This window comes from Olegusella sp. (assembly GCF_057238325.1).
Map to the genome: position 1 here is coordinate 434,588 of NZ_DBHHGF010000001.1, position 12,820 is coordinate 447,407.

General features: G+C 48.4%; 9 protein-coding genes and 1 tRNA gene. 3 read left to right on the forward strand and 7 right to left on the reverse strand.

All coding sequences use genetic code 11. The features are described 5' to 3' along the window. Positions 1 to 19: 19 nt before the first annotated feature. From ACO5JD_RS02045 to ACO5JD_RS02060, 4 genes are all read right to left on the reverse strand, one after another. Positions 20 to 562, reverse strand: coding sequence for a peptidylprolyl isomerase (locus tag ACO5JD_RS02045; protein ID WP_021625358.1), 543 nt, complete (start codon positions 560 to 562; stop codon positions 20 to 22). 134 nt (positions 563 to 696) lie between these two features. Next, positions 697 to 1,725 (reverse strand): zinc ribbon domain-containing protein, encoded by a 1,029-nt coding sequence (locus tag ACO5JD_RS02050; protein ID WP_035438045.1) that lies wholly within the window; start codon positions 1,723 to 1,725, stop codon positions 697 to 699. Between the two features lie 62 nt (positions 1,726 to 1,787). Further along, the gene (acnA, locus tag ACO5JD_RS02055) at positions 1,788 to 4,532 is read right to left on the reverse strand and encodes an aconitate hydratase AcnA (RefSeq protein ID WP_021625360.1); all 2,745 of its coding nucleotides are present in this window, start codon (positions 4,530 to 4,532) and stop codon (positions 1,788 to 1,790) included. Further along, positions 4,468 to 6,903, reverse strand: a complete 2,436-nt coding sequence (locus ACO5JD_RS02060; protein WP_232204022.1) for an HAD-IC family P-type ATPase — start codon at positions 6,901 to 6,903, stop codon at positions 4,468 to 4,470. The genes acnA and ACO5JD_RS02060 overlap by 65 nt, the downstream gene beginning before the upstream one ends. A 67-nt stretch (positions 6,904 to 6,970) precedes the next feature. Here ACO5JD_RS02060 and ACO5JD_RS02065 point away from each other — a divergent pair. Further along, positions 6,971 to 7,047, forward strand: a tRNA-Arg gene (locus ACO5JD_RS02065). A 63-nt stretch (positions 7,048 to 7,110) separates the two neighbouring features. Here the strand turns inward: ACO5JD_RS02065 and aroB are convergent. From aroB to aroF, 3 genes are read right to left on the reverse strand one after another with little or no spacing between them, the layout of a single operon-like run. Beyond that, entirely contained in the window at positions 7,111 to 8,178 is a 1,068-nt protein-coding gene (gene aroB / locus ACO5JD_RS02070; RefSeq protein WP_484987248.1) for a 3-dehydroquinate synthase, read from the reverse strand. 12 nt (positions 8,179 to 8,190) lie between these two features. Next, positions 8,191 to 9,087, reverse strand: coding sequence for a prephenate dehydrogenase (locus ACO5JD_RS02075; protein WP_021625363.1), 897 nt, complete (start codon positions 9,085 to 9,087; stop codon positions 8,191 to 8,193). Further along, positions 9,074 to 10,168: a 3-deoxy-7-phosphoheptulonate synthase gene (gene aroF, locus ACO5JD_RS02080; RefSeq protein ID WP_484987250.1), complete on the reverse strand. Its 1,095-nt coding sequence runs from the start codon at positions 10,166 to 10,168 to the stop codon at positions 9,074 to 9,076. The genes ACO5JD_RS02075 and aroF overlap by 14 nt, the downstream gene beginning before the upstream one ends. 182 nt (positions 10,169 to 10,350) lie before the next feature. Here aroF and aroA point away from each other — a divergent pair, with 182 nt between their 5' ends. After that, positions 10,351 to 11,673, forward strand: a complete 1,323-nt coding sequence (gene aroA, locus ACO5JD_RS02085; protein ID WP_484987252.1) for a 3-phosphoshikimate 1-carboxyvinyltransferase — start codon at positions 10,351 to 10,353, stop codon at positions 11,671 to 11,673. After that, positions 11,663 to 12,799, forward strand: coding sequence for a chorismate synthase (gene aroC / locus ACO5JD_RS02090; protein WP_021625366.1), 1,137 nt, complete (start codon positions 11,663 to 11,665; stop codon positions 12,797 to 12,799). The genes aroA and aroC overlap by 11 nt, the downstream gene beginning before the upstream one ends. The last annotated feature ends 21 nt before the right edge of the window (positions 12,800 to 12,820 follow it).

The following is a 12,820-nucleotide window of genomic DNA, read 5'->3' on the forward strand; positions in this document are numbered from 1 at the left end:
CTCAGGCACTTACTTAGGCTTACGCATGCTCAATGCGAATTGAATTAATAATATCGCCTGCACGCAGAGATTGCTCAATCTCAAGACCCTCAATTGTCTGGCCAAAGACAGTGTAACCAGAGTCTAGCCCATGCTGAGCGCCTAGGCAGAAATAGAATTGAGAACCTGCTGAATCAGGCGACTGAGAACGCGCCATAGCAAGAGCGCCATCATCATGGGAATTGCGAGGATTGGTCGTAAATTCCTGTTTGATACGATAGCCAGGACCACCTGTACCAGGCATGCCATCAGGGCCAATCTTGCCTGCAGCAACATCAGCAGCAGACATATCGCGCGTATTGGGACAACCGCCTTGGATAACAAAACCAGGAACATAGCGGTGGAACTTTAGACCATCATAAAAACCAGCCGAAGCCAACTCGCAAAAGTTTGCTACATGAATAGGCGCGCCCGCACCATCAAGACGCACGCGAATTGCACCCTTATTAGTATCGATCGTAGCAATCTCATCGCCTACGACCTTATATTCAGGCTCATAGAGCGGATCAGAGAAGAAACCCATGTGTCTGCTCACCTCTCACTACGGCATGTTGCCAGCAGCATTAAACATATCTGTACGAGTTTACCAGCGCAAGCCGCGTTTCACATATTCGGCAGACGCCAAGTTATAGTTAAGAATAAACCATAAGCTCAGATTTACTGAGCAGGTTTTGTTGGCTTCCAGGCAGAATAATTCGAATCAAAGTGTGAGCGGAAGGTATTCTTGCCACTTGAGTCGGTATGCTCATTAATTGCAGCAAAGACCTCATCATCTCTACCCTCTGCATTGTCAAGTTCGGCAGACTTCTTCCAACATTTACGGAGATCATCAGACCAGTTACGCAACCACGAACCTAAAGTTTTAAAGTTAGATACATCCTGAGCATAGGTACCAGTTGTGATATCAATCTCGTCTAATGATTTGATGGTATTATCCAGATGAATGGCAAGCTCCTCTTGGCTATCATGACCTGCTTTACGTTCGTCAGCACTGCCCATCGTGCCCTTTTCTTTTAGCAGGGTTTCGCTTTTTTCGAGCTCCTCTTCATAGCTTTTGTACTGCTTGTAAACTGCCATGAGCTTTTGGTACGTCAGTTCATCGGCAGAAAGCACTGTTTTTTCTGCATCAGAGCCAGATGCCTTATCTTGACTTAACGCATTTTTTTTGCCAGGAAATCCCGCCATAGACGTATCCGCAGGTACCTTTGCTTTGGTGGCAAAAGCCTCAGCATTCCAAGGATGAGTGATATAAAGTACCGTACCACCCACCACAAGCAATGACGCTAGAGCTGCTACCAACGCTACACGAGCACGTGGGAAATTATCATGTTTATTTAAAGGGTCGTAAGCCTCAGGATTTGCAGGAACCGCGCTTTCGATACGCGGCATTGCATGGGTCTCCCCTTCCTCCAAACTCTTTTCCTCACGGGCTTTCCGTTCTTCTTCGGCTTTTTTTAAAATCTCTTTGTTAGCTGTAGATATATTGCTCTGCAGATGAAGATTGACAGGTACAGGGGTACCGCACGCAGAACACCGGTCAGCACCTAAAGGAACCAGCGCACCACAATTGGCACACCACCTTTGCTCAAGACGAGGAAGTCGCGTGGTCATGCCCAAGTCGCCATGACAAGCAGGACAACGCAATACATCATCAGAAATATGCGAACCGCAATGTGGACAAATCACAGACCTCCTCCTTTCTCATTCATAGATGCGCAATCCTAACATAGACCAGACTGTTTGCGCACTTATGCCTCACTCAAATCATTGAGCACATAGGGCAAGATACCCCCTGCTCGTACAAAATCTGCCTCAGTTGGCGTATCAATACGTACCACACACTCAAAATGCACACTGTCGCCATTGGCTTTGTGGGCACAGACCTTACAGCTTGTATCGCCACCTATAAGTTGTTCAAGTTTAATTTCGGACAAATCAAACTCTTCACTGCCATCAAGGCCTAGTGTTTCAGCATTTTGACCCTCAACAAACTGTAGAGGGATAACACCCATTTGCACAAGGTTAGAACGATGGATGCGTTCAAAACTTTCTGCAAGTACCGCACGAACACCCAACAAGGCAGGACCTTTTGCAGCCCAATCGCGACTAGATCCCGAGCCATACATCTTGCCCGCTATGATAACGAGAGGAATTTGCTTGCTACGATAGTCCATAGCAGCATCAAAGATACTAGTGAGCGAGCCATCAACAAAGTTGCGCGTCCAGCCACCCGTCTTACCAGCAGCAAGCTTGTTGATGAGCTTTACGTTGGCAAATGTACCACGCATCATAAGCTCATGATTACCACGGCGACTACCAAAAGTATTAAAGTTGTCCTCGCTCGTACCACGCTCGATTAAATAGCATGCAGCGGGACCATCACTCGCAATGCTTCCTGCTGGCGAAATATGGTCTGTTGTTACAAAATCACCTAACAAGGCAAGTGCGCGAGCACCTTGGATCTTGATGCTCTTCCCTGCCCGTGCATCTTCAAAATAGCTGGGACGACGTACATAGGTAGACGAAGAATCCCAACCGAAGGTAGCAGAAGAGCTTGAAGGGATAGAAACCCATTCAGGATAGCCACTCAGCAGTCCTATGCCGCCTTCTTCGTAAAGCTCAGGAGTCAGCACTGTTGCCAAGATCTGAGTTACCTCATCATCGCTTGGCATCAACTCAGAAAGCATGATGGGCGTACCATCAGCAGTATGTCCTACTGGTGTCGACGTCAAATCACAATTAACCGTACCGGTTAGCGCATATGCAATCACCAGCGCTGGCTCCATGAGGAAGTTTTGCGCTACGTCAGGAGAGATACGCCCATCAAAATTACGATTACCTGAAAGCACGCTTGCAAGCTCAACTTGGTCTGCGACATCGTGAAGAGGAGCAGCAATAGGACCTGAGTTACCAATACAACTCATGCAGCCAAAGCCACACACAGCAAAGCCTAGCTGCTCAAGACTTTCAGAAAGACCTGCACGATCAAGAATCATCGCTGCCGCATGACTGCCTGGAGCCAAAATAGTCTTGACCCAAGGAGCAGTATGTAAACCCTTATCAACTGCCGCCTTTGCAAGAAGACCAGCCTGAACCATCATGGCGGGGTCAGTTGCTGTAGTACAGCTTGTGATAGCAGCAATCGCAACAGCACCATGACCAATCTGATAACTATGTCCCTTCAGTTGGATATCAAAAATCTCATCAGGCTTATGACCGTGAGCAACAACACCCTCTTCAAAACGCGTGACAAGCTCTGCGGGTACTACACGGCGATGTGGTCTTGAAGGTCCAGCTAAACTCTGCTGTACTTCGGCAAGACTCATCTCAATTGTCTTGGCATACACACGATCAAAAGATTCGCCCAGCATACCTTGCAAATCAAGATATCTTTCAATGAGGCTGATTTGCTCTTCTGAGCGGCCTGTAAGCCAGAGATAATCCATCGTACGCTTGTCTGCTGGGAAGAGTGTAGTTGTAGCTCCGTACTCAGGAGTCATATTGGCAACACAGGCACGTTGGGTAGCGCTTAACGTACCCACACCATCACCAGTGACCTCTACAAGACTACCCACAACACCCTCTGCGCGCAGTCGCTCGCACACCGTAAGCGCTAAATCCATACCGCTGATACCTTGTGGCAGTCTACCTGTAAGTTTGAGTTCGACCACAGGAGGTACCAACATACTTATCGGCTGACCTAAAGCGGCAGCCTCAGCCTCTATACCACCAACACCCCATCCAAGAACACCTAGACCATTTGCCGTGGTGGTATGGGAGTCTGTACCAACTAGACTATCAAAACATGCAACGGGAACTGCTTCTTTAGCAAGAGCGTCAGTAGAGACAATCTCGCAGAAACGTTCCATGTTGAGCTGATGGCAAATCCCCTCTCCTGGAGGAACTATACGCACATTGTCAAAGGATTCTGCTGACCACTTAAGGAAAGCAAAGCGTTCACGATTGCGCTCTGCTTCCTTGAGACGATTATTACGTGCAGAGTCGGATGTACCTGCCTCATCAGCAATGACCGAATGGTCAATGACCAAGGTACAAGGAATACGCGGGCTCACACGCTCTGGATTGCCGCCGCGGGCTGCCATAGCATCACGCATAGCAGCAAAGTCCACAAAAACAGGTACACCCGTAAAATCCTGAAAGAGCACGCGAGCGGGCATGAAAGGAATCTCAGCACCTTTGGCGCCTTCAAGCCCCGCCGAGATGATACGGCCTGCCAAAAGAGCTGCCTCATCGTCATCTTTGGCACGACGTACGCAGTTTTCTAGCAAAATACATAAGGCACGGGGAAGCTTATCTGCCCCAGGAATTTCTGCGACTTTATATGCACGGAACTTCTTTTGACCAACAACAAGCTCTAAGCCCTCTCTCGCCTTGTGCACCGCCTGCACAAAGCTCTCAGAGCTAATATCAACTTTCAAATCGGTCGCGCAAAGCTTCTTGCCGAGCTGCGCGTCGCTTGTCACGTCTAACATTCAATGCCTCCACCCGAGCAACTGCACCTTTAAGGAACCCGGCATCAAGCGCAGGCCCACTTAGCCAATCATAACTATGCTTGAATATCCCAATTGACAGCAAAGCTACAATCGCGCAAAAGATGTAACCTCCAAGCGATAAATCCTCAATTGAGAAGAACTTGGAGAAAAATAACACTGCAATCAGAAGTGAACAGATCATGACTCCAAGAAGAGTCCTTCTGAGCGCATTAAGCGGCAGTGAAATGCGCCATACCAACATAATGCCTATGATGGCAACCAAATAAGTGCACGCTGTTGATACCAATCCAAAAGACCAACCAAGCGCACGTCCAGCCAAAATCTCGGCAAAAAGAGCTACGACAATCGCCAAAGATGCAGGTAGCGAACGACTAAGCACGTGCTCAAGGAAAGATCCTGTTACAAGCTCATGATTGGGTTCCAGTGCAAGTACCAAGCTTGGAAGTCCAATAACGATGCCCGACAAGAGCGAGGCCTGTATGGGAATAAAGGGGTATGGTGGCAAAAATACGCAAATAAAAGCCAGGACTGCAGCATAGACCGTCTTTACCAAAAACAGAGAAGCAGAGCGCTGAAGATTATTGATAGAACGACGCCCTTCAGCAACAACCTCAGGCATATGAGCAAAATCATCATCAGCAAGGACAATTTCGGCGACATTGCGAGCAGCAGCAGAACCCGAAGCCATAGCGACCGAACAGTCCGCTTCACGCAACGCCAAGATATCGTTAACTCCATCGCCCGTCATAGCAACCGTATGACCTTGGTTTTTGAGTGCAATAACCAATTCACGCTTTATTTCGGGGGTCACACGACCAAAGACTCGACAATCCTTCACAGCCTGTGCAATAGCTTTTTTGTCTGTGAGCGTTGAAGTATCAATCCATTTGTCTGCCTGAGGAACACCCGCTGTGCGAGCAATGGCGGAGACCGTTACAGGATCATCGCCCGAAATTACACGGAGATTGACTCCTTGTTGGATAAAGTATTCCATCGTCTCCTTTGCGCTAGCACGGAGCTCGTCTTGGATACTCACAAAGCCAAGGAGTTGAGGTTTGCCAACAAATACAGCCTCTTCGTCAAAGTCCTCAACACGTGCCACAATCAATACACGAGCTAGCTCGCCAAAAGAACGAAGTTTGGTCTCTACAGAGGAAAACTCATCGCCAAGTACAAATTGTGCCGCACCCATTACGAGTGCTTGTCCCTCAGAACAAATACAACCTGAATATTTACGCCGAGAAGAAAAAGGAATCGCACGCACAACATCCAGCGCTGCAATCTGTTGTGTTTTAACAAAATTCAAGATAGCGGTAGCAGTTTCGTTTGCATCATCCTCACTTGCATGAGCAATGGTAGAAATTGCTGTGAGTGTTTGTTGGCGAAGTTGTTCACCATCATCAGCACCTACAACTTGGTCGACAATCATGCCACCTGTGGTAATAGTGCCCGTCTTGTCCAAACAAAGCGCATCAACACGAGCAAGTGTCTCAATGCAATATGCCTGCTGCACAAGCACCTGATGCTGACCCAAACGCGTAGTTGCGACGGCTAATACCGTCGAAGTCAACAGTACAAGACCTTGAGGAATCATTGCGATAACTGCAGACACAGAGGTCAAAATCGCATGATTAAGCTCGGCTCCCGTCATAGATGTACGAATAAAGAGCGCGATCCCCAGAGGAATCAGCATGTAGCCACCTAGACGGACAACAGATTCAACAACGTTTTTAATTTCAGAGCGTATAGGCTTAACGTATTTTGCCTCCGCATTGATACGAGCAGCATAACCATCCTTGCCTACCTTATTAACGCGACATACAAGAGATCCCGAGTCAACGAATGAACCCGAGAGAATCTCGTCACCAACATGTTTTGATACAGGCTCAGACTCACCCGTCAATAAACTTTCATTCATTGTCGCAGCACCTGCAAGCACCAAAGAATCTGCGGGCACCTGCTGTCCATGGGCAAGAACAATCACATCATCAAGCACAAGTTCTGAAGAGGAAATAAGCTGGTCTTTGCCATCGCGCCGTACATGCACATCTGAGGCAGTTAAGAGCTGCAGTCTATCAACCTGACGTTTTGCTCGAATCTCTTGAATAACGCCAATAAAAAGATTAATGAGAGGAGTTGTAACAAACAAGAGATTGCGAAAATAACCTGTAGTAAGCACCAGAAGCGCAATCACTAGGTTTATGCCATTAAAGAAGGTAAGGGTATGCTCGCTGATGATTTGCGAAATGGTTTTTGTTTTGACATCAGTGTCGACATTTGATTTACCCTGCGCCTTACGCTTTGCTACCTCAGCTCCACTAAGGCCCGTATAGTTATCGGAAAACGCCAACGTTCCCCCTCTCAAAGCCACCCATCTTGCCCTATCCTAGAGCGATTAACTATAATGCCAAATGTTCGCCCTCTTAGCTCAGTGGATTAGAGCGTCTGCCTCCGGAGCAGAAGGCCGCGGGTTCGAATCCCACAGAGGGCACCAGACACAAAATGAGTCCGTAGGAGCATAAACTTCTACGGACTTTTATTTCAAAAAAATAAGACTTTAGCGACACAAATCCAGAATTTGACGATATTTCTCAAGGCTGACGCGCTCGACTATAACCTCTCCAATAGCATGTATACGCACGAGATTGATGTGATTGCCGTGACGTTTTTTATCCGCTAAAGATCGCCGATAGAGACAATCAACATCAAGCGCTGTCGTAGTAGGTAGTCCATGCGCAGCACAGAGCCTACTAATACGTTTGCTGGTGTCAATATCGCAGAGCCCAAGAGCTGCATCAGCACGGGCCATACAGCAAAGACCTGCAGCAACGCAGCTACCATGACCCAGGTGATACCTGCTTTCTGCTTCAATAGCATGGCCTATTGTGTGACCCAAATTAAGGGTCTGACGAAGTCCTGCTTCGCGTTCGTCTGCATCCACTACATCACGTTTAATCTCAACACAACGACTCACAAGCTCAATGGTGCGCTGAGGATCATCCAACGTCAGTGGTCTCTCTTCAAGAGAAGCAAAAAGCTTTGGGTCACAAAGTACTCCATACTTGATAATCTCACCGATAGAATCAGAGAATAGCTCGGGCGATAGAGTTGATAGGCATGTGACATCAGCAATAACTGCAGATGGTTGCCAAAATGCACCCGCAAGATTTTTACCTGCCGCAAGGTCCACTGCTGTCTTGCCACCAACAGAGGAATCAACCATAGCAAGTAATGAAGTGGGCACCTGTACTACCGCACAACCGCGCATATAACAGGCAGCAGCAAAGCCAGCCAAATCGCCTACGACACCACCGCCCAACGCCACCACAACATCATCTCGAGTGAGGCCAGCAGCGGCAATATTTTCAAGCAGACCTGCGAGGACTGTCATATTTTTGGATTGCTCACCTGCAGGGATGATGGCAGTTTTTACTTCGTAAGCTGCAGCATTAAGCGCGTTATATGTTTGCCTACCATACAAGGGGTATACATTGCTATCCGAGACGAGCATGGCTTTTTGGCCGCCAACAGAAGTACGCACTACAGAACCCAAAGAATCTAAAATGTCACTTCCTACATGCACTTCATAGCCACGCGATGCCGTATTCACCGAAACGCTTTTCATCAGTTTTCTCCTCTAAGCAGAGCGCGACTCCGCCTCACGCTTCAGGCGGTCGCCTTCCGCTAAAAGATCAAAGAGTTTTTGCTCATCATGCTTATCAAGTGCATCTTTGTACTGCTGCAAATTGCCAATCAAAAGCTCTAGTTCTGTACTTAAATTATCTGCATTATCCAAAAAGAGTTCTGTCCACATACCTGGATTCAAACGTGCCACACGCGTTAAATCACGGTATGAACCAGCCGAGAAACCCTTGTGATGGCGGGCAGTAGGACTTTTGACATAAGCATTAGACACCACATGCGCAAGCTGGCTGGTATAAGCAATCATCTCATCATGATAGGCAGCAGTAGCAAGCATCCAGCTACCAAAGCCCGCTGGCTCTAGAAGTCGCTTGAGTCGCTCCAGAATATTTACACGCTCAATGTCATCCATATGCTCAGGAGGTACCACAACCATAGGAGCACCGCGAAACATTGAGGCGCGTGAATGTGCATAACCAGAGTACTGAGTACCCGCCATAGGGTGACAGCCCACAAAAGCAAAACTATATTTTTTTGCCATCGGAAAGCAGCTTTCACAAACTGTACGCTTAACTCCCACCGTGTCAATCACAATAGCGCCCGTTGAAATAAGCGGGGCTTTCTCTTGTAACCACTCAATCGCTGCGGCAGGATAACCCGCCAAAATCAAGAGTTCACAGCTGGGGATGGACTCGTCGTTGAGTTCACCTGCAACCGTATCAATCATCGCTAACTCGAGAGTTGAATGTGTGCGATTCCAAGCAAAGACCTCGCGTCCACCCTCATGGAGGGCTTTGGCAAAAGAGCCTCCCATCAGACCAAGGCCAACGATACCAACACGCCCTGGAACAAAATTCAATGCACTGGATTCATCTCGGCTAGGCTGTGGCATCCTCTTCCCTCTCAGTAGCAAGATTTTTTGCATCCATTGAGCCAGGCAGTGGCGCCTCCTCATAATCAAGGTCTGCAGTAATTGCCTGACGAATCAAAGCAATGCGCTTCATAGCCTCGGCAAACATCTCAGGAGTTAATGCCTGCGCACCATCAGACCATGCGAGCGAGGGATGATTGTGGACTTCGATTTCTAGACCATCAGCGCCCGCAGCAGTTGCCGCGTATGCAATAGGACTCACGTAACGTGTATGGCCCGTCGCATGACTGGGATCACCCACCACAGGCAAGTGAGTCAGTTTGTGTAGTACAGGAATTGCATTTACATCAAAGGTATTACGAGTACGCGTCTCAAAGCTGCGGATGCCACGCTCGCACAGAATAACGTTCTGATTTCCCTCACTCATGATGTACTCTGCAGCCATCAGCAACTCATCTACCGTACCGGCAATTCCACGCTTAAGCAGGATGGGGATGTTGGTTTTGCCCACTTCACGCAGCAACGGGAAATTCTGCGCATTTCGAGCACCAATCTGCATGACATTAATCTTTTTGTCCACAAAAAGTTGAACATCGCGAGGATCCATAACCTCAGTAACAATAGGCATATTGGTTTCTTCTGCCGCCTCAAGCAAGAGGTCAAGTCCTTCTTCACCCATACCTTGGTAAGCATAGGGACTCGTGCGAGGCTTGTATGCGCCTCCACGCAACATCGTAGCCCCAGCCTCTTTGACTGCACGCGCAATCTCAATCAGGTTCATTCCTTCAACTGAACAAGGTCCAGCCATAACTTGAAAATGACCGCCACCAATCAATACGCCTCGACCACAATCAACAATGGTGTCATTGGGATGAAACTTACGATTGGCCTTTTTGAAAGGTTCAGACACACGCTGGACCTGCTCAATGATGTCCATACTTTCAAGCAAAAATGGATCAATTTGTGTGGTATCGCCAATAATGCCAACAATGGTTTCATTTTGACCCTGACTGACATTTGCCTTGTACCCACGACCCTCAATCCATTGAATGAAATGGTCCAACTGTTCTTTGGTAGCCGTTTTTTTAACGATGGCAATCATAGGGGCCATCCTCCTTTGTCCCAGGTTCAAAATATTTAGTCGTGGTACATGGTAACAGCGCAACAAAAATAAATATTTTCAAATGACTAGTTGGTAACTACTGCGACGCATTTATATCTCTTGAATTCTCCACTCCTTACAATAACTATGTAAGAAAAGTAACGAGATTTCGGAGTTCATGCGTGGATATACTCATTAGCCCAGGAAGTCTTGGTGGCAAGGTTAACTCTATTGCTTCCAAATCAGTCGCTCATCGACTGCTTATCTTGGCTGCATTTGCTGATAAGACCTGCAATATCGACTGCAGCAGCAGCTCGCAAGATATTGATGCCACTATCGCTTGCCTCAAAGCACTTGGTGCACATATCACACATACCAAAACAGGATTTCGCGTAGTCCCCATCCCAAAGACATCAAGGTTCGAGCCACATGCACAAGCAAAACTCGACTGCGGAGAGTCCGGTTCTACTCTGCGCTTTATGTTACCTGTAGCAGCAGCGCTTGGTGCAGGGGCAAGCTTTACGGGAAGGGGTCGTTTAGCACAACGTCCCCTCGCTCAACTTACAGACGCGCTTTGCTCACATGGTTGCAATCTTTCTGAATTTGGCAACTGGCCACTTGAACTAACAGGACAGCTTCAACCAGGAAACTATACGTTACCAGGCAATGTTTCTTCACAGTATGTGACAGGACTTTTACTCGCTGCTCCCCTGCTCAAAGGCACAACGGAGATATTAGTAAGCGAGCCCTTCCAATCTGAGCCCTACGTCCGCTTAACCCTTAACGCACTGAGCTTATTTGGAGTGGAATGCGAAGCTGGACACAAACAGCTCGCTGATGGTAGCTATCGCACTTATCGTGTTTTTGGGCGAGGAACACAGCTAACAGCACCTGAGACGGTCACGGTGGAAGGCGACTGGTCTAACGCTGCTTTTTGGCTGGTAGCAGCTGCTATTGGCAAGAAACCTATTTCAGTCAAACAACTCAACCTTAGCAGTGCTCAAGGAGACCGCGTTATCTTGGCAGCCCTTTCACTTTTTGGCGCGCAAGTTGTTCGTGGCAACAATACCGCAACCGTAGGTCCTGCTTCCCTACAAGGTATTCGTATTGATGTTTCAAATTGTCCCGATCTTGTACCACCGCTGGCTGTACTTGGCGCATGTGCTACGGGCACCACACGCCTTGCCAATGCAGGTCGTCTACGCCTCAAAGAATCCGATCGACTGCAAACCGTAAGTGCAACACTTCAAGCACTTGGGGCACAAGCTCGCATCGAAACCGATGATTTGCTTATCAGTGGAGGCACAGCTCTTACGGGTGGGGTTGTAGACGCTGCAGGAGACCATCGTATTGCAATGATGACAGCTATTTTGGCAACCCAATGCACAGGAGATACGCTCATCCACGGAGCAGACTGTGTTGCTAAATCCTATCCCCACTTTTTTGAAGACTTTGCCCTACTAGGTGGCAAAGCACAAGCTCAGGAGGTCATAAATGCCCTCTAGTTTTGGCAGCGCCTTGCGTGTCACAATATTTGGCCAGTCTCATTCACCTGCTATTGGTTGCGTCATCGAAGGCCTACCTTCGGGCCACCATATCAATCTAGAAGCGCTCGCCCAGCATATGATGCGCCGCTCACCTGGCCAAGCACGCTGGTCAACGCCTCGCAAAGAGGCAGATGCCGTATCTATTCTGTCTGGTCTCAACCCTGCTGGTAATACCTCAGGAGCACCGCTGGCGCTTGTTATTCAAAACACCAACACGCGTCCTAGCGATTATGAGGAACTTAAACGAGTACCCCGCCCTAGCCATGCCGATTGGACTGCTCAACAAAAATGGCACGGCGAACAGGATGTCTCTGGTGGAGGACACTTCTCAGGTCGCCTCACCGCACCACTTTGTGCAGCAGGTGGTATTGCAATGCAACTTTTGTCCGAGCGTGACATTTGCATCGCCGCTCACCTAAGCGAATGTGCAGGCGTGACCGATGAGGCATTTCTTGCCCGAGGATCTATTGCTGATGCAGAGGCGCTCGCAGCACAAATGCATACATTAAAAGATGGCCGAAAGTTTCCCGTACTTAGTGACCAAGCAGCAGAAGAGATGCAGGCCCGCATCGAAGAGACAAGAAAAGCTTGCGATTCTGTAGGTGGTATTGTGGAATGCGTTGCCACAGGACTCCCTGCAGGCATCGGCTCGCCAATGTTTGACGGGATTGAATCGACCATTGCGCGTATTGTCTTTGGAATTCCCGCAGTAAAGGGTCTGGAATTTGGTGCGGGTTTTGCCACCGCAAGGATGCTTGGCAGCGAGCACAATGACCCCTATGTAATTGTTGATGGCAAGGTATATCCTGCCAAAAACGATGCAGGCGGAAATTTGGGAGGCATTACAAGTGGCGCTCCCCTCTTGTGGCGCATGGCAGTCAAACCCACTTCTTCAATCGCGCAAGAACAACACTCGGTTGATCTCATACGCAATGAGGAGACTGTTCTTCGTGTACATGGCAGACACGACCCCTGCATAGCCCCACGCGCTGTACCTGTAGCAGAGTCCGCATGTGCTCTTGCTATCTTGGATTCTTGGCTTGCTTGGCCTCCCTGTGGCGCAGATGATGAGCATTACTTTTAAACTACAAAAGGAACAAATAAC

Coding starts and splice junctions, on each gene's coding strand:
- ACO5JD_RS02045 (WP_021625358.1), bottom strand. CDS start 562: ATGGGTTTCTTCTCTGATCCGCTCTATGAGCCTGAATATAAGGTCGTA.
- acnA (WP_021625360.1), bottom strand. CDS start 4,532: ATGTTAGACGTGACAAGCGACGCGCAGCTCGGCAAGAAGCTTTGCGCG.
- aroB (WP_484987248.1), bottom strand. CDS start 8,178: ATGAAAAGCGTTTCGGTGAATACGGCATCGCGTGGCTATGAAGTGCAT.
- ACO5JD_RS02075 (WP_021625363.1), bottom strand. CDS start 9,087: ATGCCACAGCCTAGCCGAGATGAATCCAGTGCATTGAATTTTGTTCCA.
- aroF (WP_484987250.1), bottom strand. CDS start 10,168: ATGATTGCCATCGTTAAAAAAACGGCTACCAAAGAACAGTTGGACCAT.
- aroC (WP_021625366.1), top strand. CDS start 11,663: ATGCCCTCTAGTTTTGGCAGCGCCTTGCGTGTCACAATATTTGGCCAG.